At 70.2% G+C, this 18,705-nt stretch carries 18 protein-coding genes; 10 read left to right on the forward strand and 8 right to left on the reverse strand.

The window, feature by feature from the left end:
* Positions 1 to 2: 2 nt before the first annotated feature.
* From ACWEMY_RS15145 to ACWEMY_RS15160, 4 genes are all read left to right on the forward strand, one after another.
* Positions 3 to 1,508 (forward strand): flavin-containing monooxygenase, encoded by a 1,506-nt coding sequence (locus ACWEMY_RS15145; RefSeq protein WP_452390497.1) that lies wholly within the window; start codon positions 3 to 5, stop codon positions 1,506 to 1,508.
* Positions 1,505 to 2,986, forward strand: a complete 1,482-nt coding sequence (locus tag ACWEMY_RS15150; protein WP_452390498.1) for a flavin-containing monooxygenase — start codon at positions 1,505 to 1,507, stop codon at positions 2,984 to 2,986. Before ACWEMY_RS15145 ends, ACWEMY_RS15150 begins: the two co-directional genes overlap by 4 nt.
* 231 nt (positions 2,987 to 3,217) lie before the next feature.
* Positions 3,218 to 3,502 carry a hypothetical protein gene (locus ACWEMY_RS15155; RefSeq protein ID WP_375928311.1) on the forward strand — a complete coding sequence of 95 codons (285 nt, stop codon included), beginning with the start codon at positions 3,218 to 3,220 and terminating at the stop codon, positions 3,500 to 3,502.
* A 9-nt stretch (positions 3,503 to 3,511) separates the two neighbouring features.
* A complete protein-coding gene (locus ACWEMY_RS15160) occupies positions 3,512 to 4,117 on the forward strand; it encodes a hypothetical protein (protein ID WP_452390499.1) in 606 nt (201 codons plus the stop codon).
* 4 nt (positions 4,118 to 4,121) lie between these two features.
* On the opposite strand, the gene ACWEMY_RS15165 is transcribed toward ACWEMY_RS15160, so the two are convergent.
* Complete coding sequence (locus ACWEMY_RS15165; protein ID WP_452390500.1) at positions 4,122 to 4,748, reverse strand: TetR/AcrR family transcriptional regulator; 627 nt, start codon at positions 4,746 to 4,748, stop codon at positions 4,122 to 4,124.
* Between the two features lie 132 nt (positions 4,749 to 4,880).
* On the opposite strand from ACWEMY_RS15165, the gene ACWEMY_RS15170 reads away from it, so the two are divergent.
* The gene (locus ACWEMY_RS15170; protein ID WP_375928306.1) at positions 4,881 to 6,803 is read left to right on the forward strand and encodes an acyl-CoA dehydrogenase family protein; all 1,923 of its coding nucleotides are present in this window, start codon (positions 4,881 to 4,883) and stop codon (positions 6,801 to 6,803) included.
* 2 nt (positions 6,804 to 6,805) lie between these two features.
* Here ACWEMY_RS15170 and ACWEMY_RS15175 read toward each other — a convergent pair whose 3' ends face one another.
* From ACWEMY_RS15175 to mftR, 6 genes are all read right to left on the reverse strand, one after another.
* Complete coding sequence (locus ACWEMY_RS15175; protein ID WP_452390501.1) at positions 6,806 to 9,136, reverse strand: SpoIIE family protein phosphatase; 2,331 nt, start codon at positions 9,134 to 9,136, stop codon at positions 6,806 to 6,808.
* Between the two features lie 10 nt (positions 9,137 to 9,146).
* Positions 9,147 to 9,770 carry a stage II sporulation protein M gene (locus ACWEMY_RS15180; protein WP_375928303.1) on the reverse strand — a complete coding sequence of 208 codons (624 nt, stop codon included), beginning with the start codon at positions 9,768 to 9,770 and terminating at the stop codon, positions 9,147 to 9,149.
* Positions 9,763 to 10,176 carry an ATP-binding protein gene (locus ACWEMY_RS15185; RefSeq protein ID WP_375935225.1) on the reverse strand — a complete coding sequence of 138 codons (414 nt, stop codon included), beginning with the start codon at positions 10,174 to 10,176 and terminating at the stop codon, positions 9,763 to 9,765. Before ACWEMY_RS15185 ends, ACWEMY_RS15180 begins: the two co-directional genes overlap by 8 nt.
* Positions 10,166 to 10,549, reverse strand: coding sequence for an STAS domain-containing protein (locus ACWEMY_RS15190; protein WP_278264496.1), 384 nt, complete (start codon positions 10,547 to 10,549; stop codon positions 10,166 to 10,168). Before ACWEMY_RS15190 ends, ACWEMY_RS15185 begins: the two co-directional genes overlap by 11 nt.
* A 10-nt stretch (positions 10,550 to 10,559) precedes the next feature.
* Positions 10,560 to 11,465, reverse strand: coding sequence for an STAS domain-containing protein (locus ACWEMY_RS15195; protein ID WP_375928301.1), 906 nt, complete (start codon positions 11,463 to 11,465; stop codon positions 10,560 to 10,562).
* Positions 11,466 to 11,528: 63 nt separating this feature from the next.
* A complete protein-coding gene (gene mftR / locus ACWEMY_RS15200) occupies positions 11,529 to 12,182 on the reverse strand; it encodes a mycofactocin system transcriptional regulator (RefSeq protein WP_452390502.1) in 654 nt (217 codons plus the stop codon).
* A gap of 66 nt (positions 12,183 to 12,248) precedes the next feature.
* Between mftR and mftE the strand changes: the two genes are divergently transcribed.
* Genes mftE through ACWEMY_RS15215 form a run of 3 tightly spaced genes read left to right on the forward strand, consistent with a single transcriptional unit; the run spans position 12,249 to position 14,770 of the window.
* Complete coding sequence (gene mftE / locus ACWEMY_RS15205; RefSeq protein ID WP_452390503.1) at positions 12,249 to 12,953, forward strand: mycofactocin biosynthesis peptidyl-dipeptidase MftE; 705 nt, start codon at positions 12,249 to 12,251, stop codon at positions 12,951 to 12,953.
* The gene (gene mftD / locus ACWEMY_RS15210; RefSeq protein ID WP_452390504.1) at positions 12,950 to 14,194 is read left to right on the forward strand and encodes a pre-mycofactocin synthase MftD; all 1,245 of its coding nucleotides are present in this window, start codon (positions 12,950 to 12,952) and stop codon (positions 14,192 to 14,194) included. Before mftE ends, mftD begins: the two co-directional genes overlap by 4 nt.
* Positions 14,195 to 14,242: 48 nt before the next feature.
* Entirely contained in the window at positions 14,243 to 14,770 is a 528-nt protein-coding gene (locus tag ACWEMY_RS15215; RefSeq protein ID WP_452390505.1) for a hypothetical protein, read from the forward strand.
* A 5-nt stretch (positions 14,771 to 14,775) separates the two neighbouring features.
* On the opposite strand, the gene ACWEMY_RS15220 is transcribed toward ACWEMY_RS15215, so the two are convergent.
* A complete protein-coding gene (locus ACWEMY_RS15220; protein WP_452390506.1) occupies positions 14,776 to 15,285 on the reverse strand; it encodes a MarR family winged helix-turn-helix transcriptional regulator in 510 nt (169 codons plus the stop codon).
* 259 nt (positions 15,286 to 15,544) lie between these two features.
* Here ACWEMY_RS15220 and ACWEMY_RS15225 point away from each other — a divergent pair, with 259 nt between their 5' ends.
* Both ACWEMY_RS15225 and ACWEMY_RS15230 read left to right on the forward strand, forming a co-directional pair.
* Entirely contained in the window at positions 15,545 to 17,221 is a 1,677-nt protein-coding gene (locus tag ACWEMY_RS15225) for a fumarate hydratase (RefSeq protein ID WP_452390507.1), read from the forward strand.
* 62 nt (positions 17,222 to 17,283) lie between these two features.
* Positions 17,284 to 18,660, forward strand: a complete 1,377-nt coding sequence (locus tag ACWEMY_RS15230; protein WP_452390508.1) for an AarF/UbiB family protein — start codon at positions 17,284 to 17,286, stop codon at positions 18,658 to 18,660.
* Positions 18,661 to 18,705 lie beyond the last annotated feature (45 nt).

Consider the following 18,705-nt stretch of genomic DNA (forward strand, 5'->3'; position numbering starts at 1 on the left):
CCATGAGCGAGCACACAGCCCCGGCGGACGCCGTCGGGGCAGTTCGGCACACCCGGATACTGATCGTCGGCAGTGGTCTGTCCGGTGTCGGCACCGCCATCCGGCTCACCCAGGAGGGCATCACCGACTTCGTCGTGCTCGAGCGCGGCGAGGACGTCGGCGGCACCTGGCGTGACAACACCTATCCCGGGGCGGGCTGCGATGTCCCGTCCCACCTGTACTCGTACTCGTTCGCGCTGAACCCGAACTGGTCGCGCTCGTTCTCCCCGCAGGCCGAGATCCACGAGTACATCCGCTCGGTCGCCGACCGCTACGGCGTGCGCGACAAGCACGTGTTCGGCTGCGAGATGACCGGCGCGCGCTGGAACGACACCGAGGGCCACTGGGAGATCAGCTCGACCCGCGGTTCCTACACCGCCGAGGTCGTGGTCTCGGCCGCGGGCGTGCTCTGCGAGCCGAATCTGCCCGACATCAAGGGCATCTCGGGTTTCGAGGGGGAGATCTTCCACTCCGCGCGCTGGAACCACGACTCGGATCTGACCGGCAAGCGGGCCGCGGTGATCGGCACCGGCTCGTCCTCGGTGCAGATCGTGCCCTCGATCGCGCCCGTGGTGCAGCGCCTCGACGTCTACCAGCGCACCGCCACCTGGGTGCTGCCGCACGCCACCCGGCCCTACCTCGCGGCCGAGCGCTGGGCGTTCCGGCGGGTGCCCGGCCTGCAGCGGCTGCTGCGCGGGATGATCTACGCCAACCGGGAACTGTTCGTGCTGTTCCAGGCCAAGTACCCGAAGGCGGCGGTGCTGCTCGAGATCGTGGCCAGGGTGAAGATGTTCCTGGAGGTGCGCGATCGGGAGCTGCGGCGCAAGGTCACCCCGAAGCACCGGCTGGGCTGCAAGCGCATGCTGGTGTCGAACAAGTACCTGCCCGCCCTGGGCCGCGACAATGTCGAGCTCGTCACCGACGGAATCGCCGAGGTGCGCGCGCATTCGATCGTCACCGAGGACGGCACCGAGCGCGACATCGACGCCATCGTGCTGGCCACCGGCTTCCACGTGACCGACTCGCCGACCTACAACCTCTACGTCGGCCGCGAGGGCCGCACCCTGTCGGAGGTGGCCGACGCCGAGGGCTACCAGACCTACAAGGGCACCGCGGTCGCCGAGTTCCCCAACCTGTTCCTCATGCTCGGCGCCAACTCCGGGCTGAACTACACCTCGCTGATCTACATCATCGAATCCCAGATCGCCTACCTGGTCGACGCGCTGGCGACGATGCGGGCGCGCGATCTGCGCTCGGTGGAGGTCCGCAAGGACGCGCAGGCCGACTACAACCGCGACCTCGACACCAAGATGGCCCGCAGCGTGTGGGTCTCGGGCGGCTGCGACAGCTGGTTCCTGGACTCGCGCGGCCAGAACGCCACGCTGTGGCCGGATTTCAGCTTCAAGTACCGGCGGTTGCTGCGCACCTTCGACGTGGACGCCTACGAGACCACCCCGAGGACGCGATGACCGACACCAGCACCACCAAGCGGCACTACCGGGTCGCGATCATGGGAGCCGGTTTCGCGGGCCTGGGCCTGGCGATCCAGTTGCAGCGGCAGGGGCACACCGATTTCGTCGTCGCCGAGCGCGGTGACGAGATCGGCGGCACCTGGCGCGACAACACCTACCCCGGCGCGGGCTGCGACGTGCCCTCGCAGCTCTACTCGTACTCCTTCGCGCTCAATCCGGACTGGACCCGGTCGTTCTCGAACCAGCCGGAGATCCACCGGTACATGTGCGAGGTCGCCGACCGTTTCGGTGTGCGCGACCGGATCATGCTCGGGTGCGCGGTGACCAGCGCGCGCTGGAACGAGCAGACCGCCCGCTGGGACGTGACCACCACCCAGGGTGAGTTCACCGCCGACTTCGCGGTGTCTGCGGCCGGCCCGCTCAGCTCGCCCAAACTGCCGGACATCAAGGGCATCAACGACTTCCAGGGCGCGATCTTCCACTCCGCGGCCTGGGATCACGAGGCCGAGCTGGCGGGCAAGCGGGTCGCGGTGATCGGCACCGGCGCCTCCGCCATCCAGATCGTGCCCACCATCGCCCCCGAGGTCGGCCGCCTCGACCTCTACCAGCGGTCCGCGCCCTGGGTGCTGCCGCGCGTCGGGCACCGCTACACCGCGCTGGAACGCTTCGCCTACCGCCGGATTCCCGGCGCCCAGCGCGCGGTGCGCACGGCGATCTACTGGCTGCGCGAGTCGTTCGTGCTGTGGCAGGCGAAGTTCGCCTGGGCGGCCGCGATCGTCCAGCTGGCGGCCCGCGCCAAGATCCGCTGGGAGATCAGCGATCCCGTGCTGCGCGCCAAGGTCACCCCGGGATACCGGCTCGGCTGCAAGCGCATGCTGATCTCCAACGACTACTATCCGGCGCTCGCGCGCGACAATGTCGACGTGATCACCGACGGAATCGCCGAAATCCGTGCGCATTCCATCGTCACCGCCGACGGCACCGAACGCGAAGTCGACGCGATCGTGCTGGCGACCGGATTCCGGATCACCGATTCGCCGACCTACGACATGATCACCGGTCGCGACGGACGCACATTGTCGGAAACCTTCGACGCCGAACCCATTACCGCGTACAAAGGTTCGGCGGTCGCGAATTTCCCGAATGTGTTCGTCATGATGGGCCCGAATTCCGCATTGAGTTACACCTCGGCGATTTTCACCATCGAATCGCAGATCAACTACATCGTCGACGCGCTGACCACCATCGAGCAGCGGGGACTGCGCACGGTCGAGGTCCGCGCCGAGGCCCAGGCGGCCTACAACCACGACCTGCAGCGCAAGTTCGACGGCACGGTCTGGAAGGAGGGTGGCTGCACGAGCTGGTTCGTCGACGAGAACGGGCACAATGCCACCCTGTGGCCGGACTTCAGCTTCAAGTTCCACCGGATGCTGCGCCGCTTCGACATCGAGGCCTACGACACCACCACCCGATGAGGGTACGCGGGGCTGGGAATCGTTATCAGATCTGAATGCTTTTCAGATATGGCAAATGCCTCGCAAATGAGAAATGTTCACCTGACCGGCGGTCCTGCGTGGTGTTACGCAGAACCGCCGTTTCGGGTTATCACCTTTTCGTGACGAACTCCGCTCGCCCCCCGATCCGGGATGTACGTTGAGGGCCGCACTAGTTCGCTGGATCCCATTCGGGTAACGGAGAGGGCGGAAATGGCTACAGTGACTCGGCAGTACTCCGCGGCGAAATCTTCGATGGCGCCCTCGACTCTGGTGACGCTCGGCTTGATCCTGCTCATTCCGGTCCTGGCCACCGCGGGCCCGATCGCGGCCTCCGCGCTGATCGCGCGCTACGCCGGCCTCGGCTGGTCGGGCTGGTCGGTGTACGCGGTGATCGCCCTGGTGGTCTGCGGTTCGGTCGCGGCCTCGATGTGGGCGTTCCGGCTGGCGTGGCGTCGCGCCGCCGCCCTCGAGTCCACCGATTCCCGCTCGCGCTAGGAGCTCCGCATGCAAACACATCGTCACGCGGCGCTACCCGCCGCGCCCCTGATCGACCCGATCGCTCCCGGCGACGGCGAATGCCTGCGCCTGCGCATCGTCGCCCGGATCGACGACGAGGGCCGCTGGGCGAGCACCGCCACCCGCCTGCTCGGCAGCGGCCTGCGCCGCTGGCGCGACCGGCCCGACATCGCCGAGCATCCGGCGCTGTGCCGGTGGTCGCGGATCCAGGATGCCCAGCAGATGCTCGAACCGCCCTGCCTGCGAACGGTTTTCGCGGCGCTGGCGATCGGGGAGGAGCTGGCCTCCGGGGACGCGTGCGCCGATTTCGCCACCGCGATCATGCTGCTCTCGAGCTGCCCGGCCGAGGCCATCGTGCAGTCCGACCCGCTCGGTGCCGCGCGCACCATCCGGTTCTCGGTCTACGCCTTCCGTGACGACGACCTGCCGCTGGCCGAGGATCTGATCACCACGAGCCTGCGGACCTGTGGCGTCGTGCTGGCCCGCCGCTGCGCGGTGCTCCCGGCGGCCGCCACGCCCCGGCCCGCGCCGCCCGTGTCGGCCGCGCCGCTGCCCGACCCGATGGTCATCGGGACCGGCACCGCCGCGCGGTGAGCGCTCAGGCGTCGCGCAGGGCGCGGTAGACCGCGGCGCCGACGAAGGCGCCCAGCGTCTCGGGGGTCCAGGTGCTCTCGTCGGCGAGCAGGCTGCGCACCGCGCTCTCGCCCGCCGAGATCCACAGTTCCACCAGCACCGGCAGTTTGGTGTCGGCCTCGGTCGTGCCCCAAGCGCGCAGGGTCGGTCGCAGCAGGGCGGTGCAGCGCGAGAGCACCAGGTCGCGGCCGTGGCCGAAAGAAGTGGCCACATCGGGATCGGGATTGCCGTAGGCCAGGCGCCAGGAGTCGGGATTGGCGGCGACCACCCGCAGCAGCGCCTGGAAACCGTCGACGAAGACCGCTTCGCCCGCGTCCACCGCGCGGCGCGGGGTGGCCTCGAGGACGCCGTCGATGATGCGGCGCTCCTCGCGTGCGATGAGTTCGTGCAGCAGTTCCACCCGGTCGGCGAAGCAGGAGTAGACCACCGGGCGGGTGACCTTCATCCGGTCGGCCACCGCGGCCATGGTCACCGCGCCGATGCCCTGCTCGACGGCGATGGCCAGGGCGGCGTCGAGCACCTGCGGCCGTCGGCGTTCCGGCCCGAGATGGGCGGCGCGGCGGCGCGGCTGCACGGTCGGGTCGGTGGTCATCGGGTCCAACTCTAGCAGTGCCGCGCGCCGTCACCGGAACGTTTCCTACACGACTGTAGGATAATGATACGGTGGCGTAGGAATTGCTCCGGTGGCCGAGCGGCGCCGGAATCCCGCGATCAGGAGTCACCGATGACCCAAGGGCTGTTCAATCCGAAGACCTGCGACTTCGCCGAGTTCGACGCCGAGACCCGCCGGTTGCTGCGGGCGACCGTCGACTGGTTCGAGAACCGCGGCAAGGCCGCGCTCAAGCGCGACGACCGCGACCGCGTCTGGTACTCGGAATTCCTCGACTTCGTCAAGCGGGAGCGCGTGTTCGCCACCTTCCTCACCCCGGCCGCCGAGGCCGCGGGCGATCCGAACAAGCGCTGGGACACCGCGCGCATCGCCATGATGAGCAAGATCCTCGGCTTCTACGGCATGTCCTACTGGTACGTCTGGCAGGTCACCATCCTGGGTCTGGGCCCGATCTGGCAGAGCGACAACGCCACCGCGCGCCGCAGGGCCGCCGCCGGGCTGGACTCCGGGGAGATCTTCGCCTTCGGCCTGTCGGAGAAGGAGCACGGCGCCGACGTGTACTCCACCGACATGGTGCTCGACCCCGATCCCGCCGGTGGTTTCCGCGCGCACGGCGGCAAGCACTACATCGGCAACGGCAATCTGGCCAGGATGGTCTCGGTGTTCGGCCGCCGCGCCGACAAGCCGATCATCGACAGCGCCCAGGCGCTGCGCGCGGCGCCCACGGAGGACGATTACGAGGGGTATCTGTTCTTCGTCGCCGATTCCCAGCACGAGAACTACCGGCTGCGCCGCAATGTGGTCGACAGCCAGATGTATGTGGCCGCCTTCGATCTCGAGGACTACCCGGTCGCCGAGGAAGACATCCTGCACCGCGGTTCGGCCGCCTTCCACGCCGCGATGAACACCGTCAACGTCGGCAAGTTCAATCTGGGCTTCGGCGCGATCGGCGCCTGCGAGCACGCCTTCCACGAGGCGATCGACCACGCCGAGAACCGGGTGCTGTTCGGGCACCGGGTCACCGAGTTCCCGCAGGTCCGCACGCTGGTCACCGAGTCCTACGCGCGGCTGGCGGGCATGCGCCTCTACAGCGAGCGCGCCATCGACTACCTGCGCTCGGCCTCGCCCGAGGACCGGCGCTACCTGCTGTTCAACGCCATCGAGAAGATGACGGTGACCCGGCAGGGCCAGCGCGTGATCGAGGACCTCGCCGATGTGATCGCCGCGCGCGGCTTCGAGAACGACATGTACTTCCCGATGGCGATGCTCGGGCTGTTCGGCCTGCCGCGCCTCGAGGGCACGGTGCACGTGAACATGGCGCTGTCACTGAAGTTCATGGCCAACTACATGTTCCATCCCGCCGACGCCGGCCTGGCCGCGCTCGCGCTGCTGCCCGGCGCGGGCACGGTGTCGAGCGGGACCGTCCGCACGGTGGCCGGGGCGCTGAGCTGGTCGAGCAGGCGCCTGACCCCGCAGGTGGGCAAGGTGGTGCCCAAGCTGCGCGCCGAACTCGGCGGCGCCGACTACCCGGCGATCGGCACCCGCCGCGACGCCACCGACGACGAGTTCCTGTTCCGGCAGGGCCCCAGCAGCGGGCTGGGCCGGATCCGCTTCGCCGACTGGCGCCCGGTGTTCGAGCGGTTCGCGCACGTGCCGAACGTGGCGGTGTTCCTCGAGCAGGTACTGGCCCTGCAGGCCCTGCTGGCCGCCGCCACCCCGACCGCCGAACAGCAGCGCGACGTCGACTTCCTGTTCGCCCTCGGCGAGCTGTTCACCGCGGTGCCCTATGCCCAGCTCATCCTGGAACAGGCCGCGATCGAGGGCACCGACACCGATCTGCTCGACCAGCTCTTCGACGGGTTCGTCCGCGAGTTCTCCCGCAACGCGCTCACCCTGCACAGCAAGCCCAACGCCACCCGCGCCCAGCAGGTCCGCGCGATCGACCTGGTCCGCCGCCCGGTCGCCGACGCGGCCAGGGTGGAGCGGGTGCTGGCCGCGGCGCGCGCGGTGGCGGGGACCTACCGGATGAACCCGTGAGCTCAGCGCGCCGGTAGCTGATCCAGGTGGTCGCGGCGGGTGCCGCGCAGGGGATTGGCGGTGGGGAAGGTGATCGAGGGCAGCGTCACCCACATGCGCACGCGGGTGCCGGTGTCGTCCTGGTGGAACTCCAGGTCCTCGGTGAGCACCCGCATCATCTCCACGCCGCGACCACGGAAACCGGGATCGGTCGGGGTCGGGATCCAGCGGCCGGAGTCGGTGATCTCGAGGACCACCCGGTCGCCCTCGCAGGTGGCGGTGAGGGTCACCCGGCCGGGTTCGCTGTCGCGGTAGGCGTGTTCGACGCTGTTGCTGCACGCCTCGTTGGCCGCGGCGACCAGGTCGGCGGCCAGATCGTGCGGCACGGCGGCGGTGGCGAACCAGCGGTAGAGGGCGCGCCGCAGACCGGTGAGTTCGGCGGCGGCGGCGGGGATGTCGATGCGCAGGGGTTCCGGTGGCTGGCGGTAGACGACCATCGCGACGTCGTCGTCGTAGCCCGCGGCCGGGGCCAGGCGCGAGAGCACCGCGTCGGCGACGTCGCGGGGCAGGGCCGCGCCGGTCTCGCTGAGCACGTCGGCGATCTTGACGAAGCCCTCTTCGATGTCGTACCCACGCTGCTCGACCAGGCCGTCGGTGAACAGCACCAGGGTGGCCCCCGGCGGCAGCGCGGTGGTGGCCTCCGGCCTGCGCGGGGTGTCGAAGGTGGCCAGCGGCACCGCCCGCCCACCCTCCAGGACCCGGCCGGGCCCACCGGGCGGGGCAAGCACCGGCGGCATGTGCCCGGCATTGGAGTAGCGCACCATCCCGCGGGCGGGATCGAGCACGGCCGCGCACACGGTGGTACACATCGCGCCGGGAATCCGCGCGGCCACGGTGTCGAGTTCGGCCAGCAACTGGGCCGGGCCCGCCCCGCGCAGCAGCAGCGCCCGCGCGGCGGTGCGCAACTGGCCCATCACCACCGCGGCCGAGAGGCCACGGCCGACGCAGTCACCGACCACGACACCGATGGTGCCGTCGCGCAGCGGCACCACGTCGTACCAGTCGCCGCCGATCTCGAGCGGCGGCAGCGCGGGTTCGTAGTGCACCGAGAACCGCGGCGGCAGCTCGATCGGCCCGAGCATGGCGCGCTGCAGGGTCAGCGAGGTCGCGCGCGCCTGGTCGAAGTTGCGGGCACGCTGCAGGGCCACGCTGAGATGCCCGACCAGCAGCGAGTACAGCGCCCAGTCCGCCGCGCTCACCGCGCGCGGGGTGCCGAAACGCACCCACAGCGCGGCGTCGCCGGTCTCGCCCAACGGCGCGACGACCGCCTCGACGCCCTCGTCCTCGGTGGTGACCGCCGACAGGCCGCGCGCGGTCTGCCTGCGGGCCCGGTCCAGCAGCCCGCGCACCTGCTCGTCGAGCGGCACCTCGGCGCCCATACCCTCGCGCACCGGTGTCGCGGTGGACGACGCCGACGCGGCGGTGAGCTCCGGTCCGGCCCCGCTCGGCGGGGCGCCGCAGGAGTACACGTCGGGCCGTCCGGTCCGGCTCGGCCACACCGCGACCAGCGCGGTCTGCGCACCCATGGTGCGGCGCAGTTCGTCGAGCCCGACGGCGAGTACCTCCACCATGCTGGTGGCGGCGCCCACGGCGGTGGCCAGCCGCGAGGCGGCCTGGTCACGGGCCTGCGCGTCGTGCTCGGCGGTGACATCGCGCACGGTGCCCACGAAGATGCGCTCGTCGTTCTCCTGGCGCACCAGCGAGCTGGCGCTCACCGCCAGCCAGCGCTCACGCCCGTCGCGGTGCCGCACCGGGGTCACGAAACGTGAAGCCTCCGTACCGATCTGGGGATAGCCGGAGCGATCGGGCAGCGCCCACGGATGCGGCAGCGCGAACGGCACCTCCTCGGCGCCGTAGCCGGTGAGCCCCCCGAAGGCCGAGTTCACCTCGATGATGGTGCCGTGCTCGTCGGCGACGAAGAACCCGTCCTGCAGCGATTCCACCAGCGCGGTGCGGAACGCGTCGCGCCCGGCCAGATCCTCGGCGCGGGAACGCTGCTGCTCGTAGCGGCGGGTGCCGTCGAGATAGCCACGGGTGGCGATGTCCAGGGCCGCCATCGTCTGCAACAGGAACTCCAGCGCAACCTCGGCGCGGCGCGAATCCGCCTGCGCCTGCGTGAACTCGGCGACCGCGCGGAAGTGGTGCTCGGTGAGGTCGAGCAGGCTGATGCCCTCGACCAGGGCGCGCCTGCCCAGGTCGTAGCCCTCGGAGAGCCCTTCCTGGCCGGGCGCGGCGACATGACGGCGTAAGGCAGCCGAATAGTCGTCGAGAAATGCGGCCAGGCCTGCGCTCATCGCCAACCTCTCATGGGCAGGCGCCGCGGAATCGGGCCGCGAGCACCAGTGCGTCGTCGGTGTCCTTGGCATCGCGGGCGAGCAGGTCGTTCGCGATGGCCGCGGCCGGGCGGGCCAGATCGATCGATTCCGGCCCGACCGCCACGATCCCGTCGGTGGCCATCAGCAACAGGTCGCCGGGGCGGATCGGCAGGGTCTGCGGTTGCAGGTGTGAGGGCAGCCGGTAGCCGACGATGCCGCCGGTGAGCAGCATGGTCGCGCGCAGCTCCGGACCCGCCGGACCCAGCGTGAGCAGCCGCGACTCGACATTGCCGACGCCGAGCCACTGCAGCGTCTCACCCGGCCCGATCAGGGCCAGCGAGACCGCGGCGCCGCGGGTCTCGACCATCGCGCGATGGCACAGCACCATCAGCACGTCCAGCGGCTCGCCGCGATTGTCGGAGAGGATGACCGCGGCCCGCTCGGCGGCGTCGGCGGCCGCGCCGCCGTGCCCGAGGCCGTCGAGCACGCCGAACAGCACCCCGCCGTCACCGGTGTCCAGGACGAGCGCCCGGTCCCCGGAGACGTCCTGACCGGGCAGTGCCCGACCGGCCGTCGACCATTCCGTGCGGCCGATGATCCCGTCTTCATGCACCGTCGGGTACCCACTTCCACATCTCGATCAACGTCCCGCGTCCCGGGGCGGAATCGATGGTGAGCCGGTCCATCAGACGGCGTGCCCCCGGCAGACCGAGACCGAGTCCACGGCCGGTGGAGAAGCCGTCTTCCAGGGCGCGGGGGATGTCTCTGATGCCGGGTCCCTGGTCCTCGGCCTGGACGATCAGCGCACGACGGCCGTCGCGCTGGTCGACGAGCAGCCGGATCTCGCCGCTGCCCGCGTAGCTGGTGATGTTGCGCGCGATTTCGGAGATGGCGGTGGAGATCATGGTGCGATCGGTGAGGGTGAAGCCGAGTCGGGCCGCCAGCTCGTGTCCGGCCTGGCGTGCTGTCACGATGTCCTCGGACACCTTGACTGCGATCGCAACCTGCTCAGCGGCCACTGTCACGACCGTCTCGTCGGCTGCGGGGGTGCCGGTTCAGCCAGGCCAGGCCCTCCTCGAGGTCCAGTGCGGTGTGCATGTCCTCGAAGGTCAGGCCCAGCTGGACCATCGCGAAGGCGACCTCGGGCTGGAGCCCGACGATGACCGTCTCCGCGCCGCGCAGCTGGGTCATGTGCGCGATGGTGCGCAGCGAGCGCGCGGCGAAGGAGTCCATCACGTCGATCGCGGTGACGTCGACGATGATCCCGGTCGCGCGGTAGCGGCTGACCTGCTTCATCAGGTCGTCCTGCAGGCGCTCGGTGTCGGAGTCGGTCAGGGCCGACTGCACCGAGGCGATCAGGTACGTGCCCTGTTTGAGAATGGGAACCGGCATGGCGGAGGTATCAGCGCCCGTCGCGCTCGCCGAGGCGCTCGGTCACGCGCGAGACCTCGTAGCCGAGCAGCCGCTCCGCTTCCTCGATGCCGCCCTGCAGGTCACCGACGGCGTTCATCTTGGACAGGTCCAGGCCGATGGTCACCAGGGTGAGCGCGATCTCCGAGGACAGGCCGGTGATGATGACATTGGCGCCCATCAGGCCGGACGCGTCGACGGTCTGCACGAGGTGGTTGGCCACCACGGAGTCGATCGCGGGCACACCGGTGATGTCGATGACGACCACCTTGGCGCGATTGGCGCGGATGGCGCGCAGCAGCTGCTCGGTGAGCTGACGCGCGCGCTGGGAGTCGAGCACACCGATGATCGGCAGGATGAGCAGCTGCTCGCGCACCTGCAGCACCGGGGTGGACAGCTCGCGGATGGCCTCCTGCTGGCGGCTGATCACGCGCTCGCGCTCCTGCACGAACGAGACACCCACGGTGTTGGCGATGCGGTTGGCGGCGGGCTCGTAGGCGTCGAGCACCTGGTTGAGCATCTCGAAGTTGGACATGTACTTCGAGAACAGCGAGCGGGCCAGCACGTCGCGCAGCAGCAGCACGATGCCGAGGATCTCGTCGGTCTCCACGCCTCGGGGCACGATGCGTTCGGACAGATCGCGGGCGTAGGCCTGCAGGGCTTCGACGCTACCGGTCTCGAGCACCTCGACGTAGTTGTCGAAGATCGAGGTGGCCTCGGAGAAGATCTCCTCCGGGGTCATCGCGGTGAGCAGCTGGGCCTCGGTGATGCGCCGGGCCCATTCCTCGCGCAGGGCGGTGCGATTCTGCCGGAGGTGTTCGACCAGCTGGGGGAGCAGGTTGTCGACAGGGCGCGCAGGCAGCGAATCCGCCGAAAGACTCGTGGACACCTCGGACATGGAAACTCCTGCCCCTTTCGACGACATTCTCCGTGCGCACGGCGCGCATCGACTCGAGCCTACTCATACCCCACCGGTGGTGCTGCCCAAACGTGCGGGTTGCGCGGCGGCGTCCGGCACATCGGGAGCAAACCCGCGTTCCAGGGCCCGCAGCGCGCGATCCAGGTACACGGTGAGGTCCGCGTCACCCCGCTCCACCCACGTGTCGTAGGCGGCGCGGGCGGCGGCCAGGGTGGTGCGCCCGACCGCCAGCGGCACCAGATCGTTCGCGGTGGTGCCCAGGCGGCGGGCGGCGAACTCGCCGACCGCGCGTTCCCAGGCGTCGTAGTGCGCGCCCGCGCCCGCCGAGAGCGCGGGCACCGCCGAGACCAGGCGCATGCGGGTGCGCAGCTCGGGGATGTCCTCGGCGCGGTAGCGATTGGCGGCCACCACGATCCGGCGCACCGCCGCCATCATCGGCTCGTCGTCGGGCACGGCGGCGAAGGCTTCGCGCAGGTCCTGGACCTCGTCGTCGAACTGGTGCCACAGCACTTCGGCCTTGCTGGGGAAGTAGCGGAAGAAGGTGCGTTCGCTGACACCGGCCTCGGCCGCGATGCGTTCGACGGTGATGTCGTCGAAGCCGTGTTCGGCGAACAGGCGCATGGCGATGACTTCGAGTTCGCGGCGCGTGGTGCGCGGTGGGCGGCCGCGGTGGGCGCGCGGCGTCGGGGCGGACATGGATACAGCGTAGGGACGAAACCTCGCCCCCTTGATTATGTCAGTGGCTGACGTTAATCTTCGGTCATGTTCGTGGCCCACCTCACATGGCCCGAGGCGGGTGCATGCGCCGCCGCGGGAGTGATTCTGCTCATCCCGCTCGGCGCGACCGAGCAACACGGCCCGCACCTGCCGCTGTCCACCGACAGCGACATCGCGTCCGCGCTGTGCGCCCGCGTCGCCGCCGAGCGCGCCGATGTGCTCGTCGCCCCGGCCGTGCCCTACGGCGCCAGCGGCGAACACGCCGGTTTCCCCGGCACGCTGTCGATCGGGCAGGCGGCCCTGGAACTGCTGGTGGTGGAACTGTGCCGCTCGGCCATCGACACTTTTCCCCGCATCGCCCTGGTCAACGGGCACGGCGGCAATGTCGAGGCGCTGCGCCGCGCGGTCACCCTGCTGCGCGCCGAATCCCGCGATGTGCGGCTGTCCTCGCCCGGCTACCGTGGCGACCCGCACGCCGGGCGCACCGAGACCTCGATCCAGCTCGCGCTGGACCCCGAGCGGGTGCGCGCCGACCTGGCCGCGCCGGGGGACACCCGCGCGCTGGCCGAGCTGCTGCCCGAACTGCGCGCCGGTGGTGTCCGTGCCGTGAGCCCCAACGGGGTCCTCGGCGACCCCACCGGGGCCGGGCCCGAAGAGGGCGAAGCCCTGCTGAAACTCGCCACCACCGCACTACTGGACGACCTGGGCCGCTGGTGGCCGCAGGACCACGAGGAAGGACCCCGTCGATGAATCCCTGGTTCGAGACCGTCGCCGAAGCGCAGCGCCGCGCCCGCAAGCGGCTGCCGAAATCGGTGTACGGCGCGCTGATCGCCGGCTCGGAACGCGGCCAGACCATCGAGGACAACCAGACCGCCTTCACCGAACTCGGCTTCGCCCCGCACTGCGCGGGCCCGATCGGCGAACGCGACCAGTCCACCACCGTGCTCGGGCAGCCGATCTCCATGCCGGTGCTCATCTCGCCGACCGGCGTGCAGGCCGTGCACCCCGACGGCGAGGTGGCCGTGGCCCGCGCCGCCGCCGCGCGTGGCATCGCGATGGGCCTGAGCTCGTTCGCGAGCAAGCCGGTGGAGGAGGTCGTCGCGGCCAATCCGTCGACCTTCTTCCAGCTGTACTGGTGTGGCGACAAGGACCAGATCCTCGAGCGGATGGCCAGGGCGAAGACGGCGGGCGCGGTCGGGCTCATCCTCACCCTGGACTGGTCGTTCTCGCACGGCCGCGACTGGGGCAGCCCGGTGATCCCGGAGACGCTGAACCTGCGCGCCATGATGAAGTTCGCCCCGCAGACCCTCGCGCGCCCGCGCTGGCTGGCCACCTACCTGCGCTCGGGCAGCATCCCCGACCTGACCGCCCCCAACATGGCCGTCGGCGGCGGCGCGGCGCCCGGCTTCTTCGGCGCCTACGGCGAGTGGATGCAGACCCCCGCCCCGGACTGGGACGACGTGGCCTGGATCTGTGACCAGTGGGACGGTCCGGTGCTGCTCAAGGGCGTCATGCGGGTCGACGACGCGCTGCGCGCGGTCGACGCGGGCGTGGCGGGCATCTCGGTGTCCAATCACGGCGGCAACAACCTCGACGGCACCCCCGCCGCCATCCGCGCGCTGCCGGTCCTCGCCGACGCGGTGGGCGACCAGATCGAGGTGCTGCTCGACGGCGGCATCCGTCGCGGCAGCGATGTGGTCAAGGCCGTGGCGCTGGGCGCGCGCGCCGTGCTGATCGGCCGCGCCTACCTGTGGGGTCTGGCGGCCAACGGCCAGGCCGGGGTGGAGAACGTCCTCGACATCCTGCGCGGCGGCATCGACTCCGCGCTGCTGGGCCTGCGCAAGACCTCGATCACCGACCTGACCCGCGACGACATCGTGGTCCCGGCCGGTTTCGCACGCGCGTTGGGGGTGCCTACGGGGGAAAAGCATTCCGGCAAGCGGGATTTCACGAACAGCACGCAGGATGTCACCGCCGCCTCCGCTGGCTAGGATCGCGTTCGGCCGCCGCGGTGGCGGCCGCGACGGGAGGGGGAAGTCGTGGACGTGGCAGCGAGCGAGCGGGAGCGGCGCGGCCGGATCATGAAGTCGCGCAGGGTGTCCTGCACCCTGCCCGCGGTGGTGGCGATGGCGCTGGTGTCGGCCGGGTGCGCCACCACCCAGCATCCGGCCCAGCGCGCCGCGACCACCACGGTCACCACCACGACCAAACCGCCGGTGACCACGACGACACCGCGGCCCACCACGACCACCCGCACACCGTCCTCGACGACGACCACCGCGCAGCCCACCGCCGTCGGGATCTGCCTGGACACCACCACCAACACCCGCGTGGCCGACTCCCAGTGCGACACCTCCGACATCAGGTACTCGCGGTTCTGGTACCAGCACACCGACACGTTCCTCTATCCCGCGGTCGGCGCCGCGGTGGTACTGGCCGCCGGGAGCTTCCTGCGCCCGACCGGCGGGACCGTGTACGAGCGGGGCGCGCCGGTGGACGGTGGCTCGATCACCCGCGGCGGGCTGGGTTCCAGCAGGCCGGACACCGGCGGGTCCGGCGGCTCCTGACCGGTTCAGGCCCCGGCGGGGTCCGGATTCGGCTGACGTAGCTCGGGTGCGGCCGCGCCGTTGCCGCGATGGTGGTCGACCAGGACGTCGTAGATCTCGGCCAGCGCGGTGAGCTGGCTGCGGTCCAGGACATCGATCATGTGCCTGCGCACGCTGCGCACGTGAGCGGGCGCGGCGGTGGTGAGCAGCTGCCCGCCCGCGGTGGTGAGCCGGGCGACGGTGCGGCGCGCGTCGTGCGGCATGGTCTCGCGCGAGACCAGGCCGCGCTTCTGCATCCGGGTGATCTGATGCGAGAGCCTGCTCTGCGACCACTCCAGCGCCCCCGCCAGATCGGCGAAGGTCAGCCGCTGACCCGGCGCGTCGGCCAGATAGACCAGCACCGAGTATTCGACATAGCTCAGATTGGCCGCCCGGCCCGCGTCGCGTCCGATCGCCGCGGCGATCAGGTCGCGGGTTCGCACGTAGCCGAGCCAGGCGCGCATTTCGACATCATCGAGCCACTGTGGATCCGTCACGATCGAGCTCCAGATTCTCCGGTGCAGGCTTCGGGGTGGAACGGTGCACGCCCGCCACCGCCCGGAGAATGGGTAGCACCGTTTGGGTTGAACGTGCAACCTCGACCTTGGTTCGGCTCGACCCGCGCGGGTCACAAAGGGTCGCCTTACCTGCGGCGCTGTGCCGACGGGTGGATAGGCTGCGGACTGCTTTTGTGACCAGCCCCGGCTGGTGCTCCGCCGAAACGCGGTGCCCGCCCTGCCCGAAGGAGTGCGATCCGTGACCGCGCCGGAGTTCCGCTATTCCGATCTGCTGCCGATCGGCGCCGACGAGACGCCCTACCGTCTGCTCACCACCGAGGGGGTCAGCACCGTCGAGCACAACGGGCGCACCTTCCTGCAGGTCGAGCCCGAGGCGCTGCGCCTGCTCACCGAGACGGCGATCCACGACATCAGCCACTACCTGCGCCCCGCGCACCTGGCGCAGCTGCGCAAGATCATCGACGACCCGGAGTCCTCGGGCAACGACCGTTTCGTCGCGCTGGATCTGCTCAAGAACCTCAACATCTCCGCCGGTGGCGTGCTGCCCATGTGCCAGGACACCGGCACCGCGATCGTGATGGGCAAGAAGAGCGAGGGCGTGCTCACCGGCGTCGACGACGCCGAGTGGATCAGCCGCGGCGTGTACGACGCCTACAACCGGCTCAATCTGCGCTACTCCCAGCTGGCCCCGATCACCATGTGGGACGAGAAGAACACCGGCTCCAACCTGCCCGCGCAGATCGAGCTGTACTCGACCGAGGGCACCCCCGACAACCCGGTCTACAAGTTCCTGTTCATGGCCAAGGGCGGCGGCTCGGCCAACAAGTCGTTCCTGTACCAGGAGACCAAGGCCGTCCTGAACCCCGAGCGCATGCTCGAGTTCCTCGACGAGAAGATCCGCTCGCTGGGCACCGCGGCCTGCCCGCCCTACCACCTCGCCGTGGTCATCGGCGGCACCAGCGCCGAATTCGCCTTGAAGACCGCGAAATACGCCTCCGCGCACTACCTGGACAACCTGCCCACCGAGGGCTCGATCACCGGTCACGCCTTCCGCGATCTCGAGCTCGAGGAAGAGGTCTTCCAGCTCACCCGCGAATTCGGCATCGGCGCCCAGTTCGGCGGCAAGTACTTCTGCCACGACGTGCGCGTCGTGCGGCTGCCCCGCCACGGCGCCTCCTGCCCGGTCGCCATCGCGGTGTCCTGCTCGGCCGACCGCCAGGCCCTGGCCAAGATCACCAAGGACGGCATCTTCCTCGAGCAGCTGGAAACCGAACCGGCCCAGTACCTGCCGGAGCAGACCGAGGACATCCTCGGCGGCGACGTGGTGAAGATCGACCTCAACCGCCCGATGGACGAGATCCGCACCGAACTGTCGAAGTACCCGGTGAAGACCCGCCTGTCGCTCACCGGCCCGCTGGTGGTGGCCCGCGACATCGCGCACGCCAAGATCAAGGAACGCCTCGACGCGGGCGAACCCATGCCGCAGTACCTGCGCGACATGGCCGTCTACTACGCGGGCCCGGCCAAGACCCCCGAGGGCTACGCCTCCGGCTCCTTCGGCCCCACCACTGCCGGGCGCATGGACTCCTACGTCGACCAGTTCCAGGCCGCGGGCGGCTCGATGATCATGCTCGCCAAGGGCAACCGCTCGGCCCAGGTCACCAAGGCCTGCCACGAGCACGGCGGCTTCTACCTGGGCTCCATCGGCGGCCCCGCCGCGCGCCTGGCGCTGGACTGCATCAAGAACGTCGAGGTCCTGGAGTACCCCGAGCTCGGCATGGAAGCGGTCTGGAAGATCGACGTCGAGGACTTCCCGGCCTTCATCGTCGTCGACGACAAGGGCAACGACTTCTTCGCCGAGACCTCCAAGCCCATCGCGCTGCGCGTGCGCACCCGCTCCAAGGAACGCGTCTAGCCGACGGCGTGTCGCGTGTAGTGTGACGCGCGACAACGCAGCCCAGGGTGACGGGGGTTCGGATGACAGCCACCGGGGTTCCTGGCGGACGGATGGCACGCGGCGCGAAGCTGGGGCAGCTCGCCGCGGGCCAGGCGGTGCGCGGGGTCGGCAGGCGGCTGTCGATGATCGGGCGCACCGAGGAAGCCAGGCAGGTGCTGGCCGAACGCTCGGCCATGACCGCCGCCCAGCAGATCGTCGCGGTGCTCGGGAGCATGAAGGGCTCGGCGATGAAACTGGGGCAGATGGCCTCGGTGCTCGACCTGGACTTCGTCCCCGAGGCGCATCGCGACCAGTTCCGCAAGCAGCTGGCCGCGTTGCAGGATCAGGCCCCCGCGGTGCCGTTCCCCAAGATCCGCCGGGTGATCGAGGACGATCTGGGGCCGCTGGGGCGCGTGTTCGCCGAGTTCGACGAGACCACGATCGCGGCGGCCTCCATCGGCCAGGTGCACCGCGCGCGGTTGCGTGACGGGCGCGAGGTGGCGGTCAAGGTCAAGTACCCCGGTGTCGAACGGGCCGTGCACGCCGACATCGGCAACCTGGAGTTCCTCGGCAAGATGGGCCGCTCCGTGCTGCCCAGCGTGGCCGACACCGGCGTGCTCGAGGAGATCGCCGACAACCTGCGCAGCGAACTGGACTACCTGCGCGAGGCGCGCACCCAGCACCGGGTGGCCCAGCGCTACCGCGGCCACCCGCTGGTCCAGATCCCCGACGCCATCGCCGAGTACTGCACGCACAATGTGCTGGTCACCGAGTTCGTGCACGCGCGCCCCTTCGCGCACATGCAGACCCTGCCCGCCGCCGACCGCGACCGGATCGGCGAGCTGATCTACCGCTTCTACATCGGCACCCTCTTCGCCGAATACGAGTTCTGCGGCGACCCGCACCCGGGCAATGTGCTGCTCGCCGAGGACGGCAGGCTCGCCTTCGTCGACTTCGGGCTCTACAACGAGATGGACCCCGTGCACGTCGATTTCGAGCGGTCGTGCCTGCGCGCGGCCGCCGAGGGCCGCCCCGAGGACCTGTACGCGGCCTGGGTCGAGCGCGGCATCATCGACCCGGAGGCGGGGGTCACCGTCGAGGAGTGCCAGTCGTATGTGTGGGCGGTGACCGGCTGGCATCTGCTCGACGAGGAGGTCACCATCACCCCCGAACTGGCCACCGGCGCGGTCCTGCTCGCCGTGGACCCGCGCTCCTCGGAGTTCCAGGGCATGCACCGCCAGTTCCTGCCGCCCGAACACATCTTCTCCCGCCGCGCCGACCTGTTCACCTTCGCCACCCTCGGCCAGCTGCGGGTCACCGCGAACTGGCACCTGCTGGCCAGGGAATGGCTCTACGGGGATCCCGCGCCCACCGAGGTGGGCCGGGAGTTCGAGCGGTGGCGCCACCGCGCGCGCTGAGCGCCGCGAAACCGTCACCGGCGCAACTCCGCTCGCTCGCACGGC

It is taken from the genome of Nocardia sp. NPDC004415, from assembly GCF_053602435.1.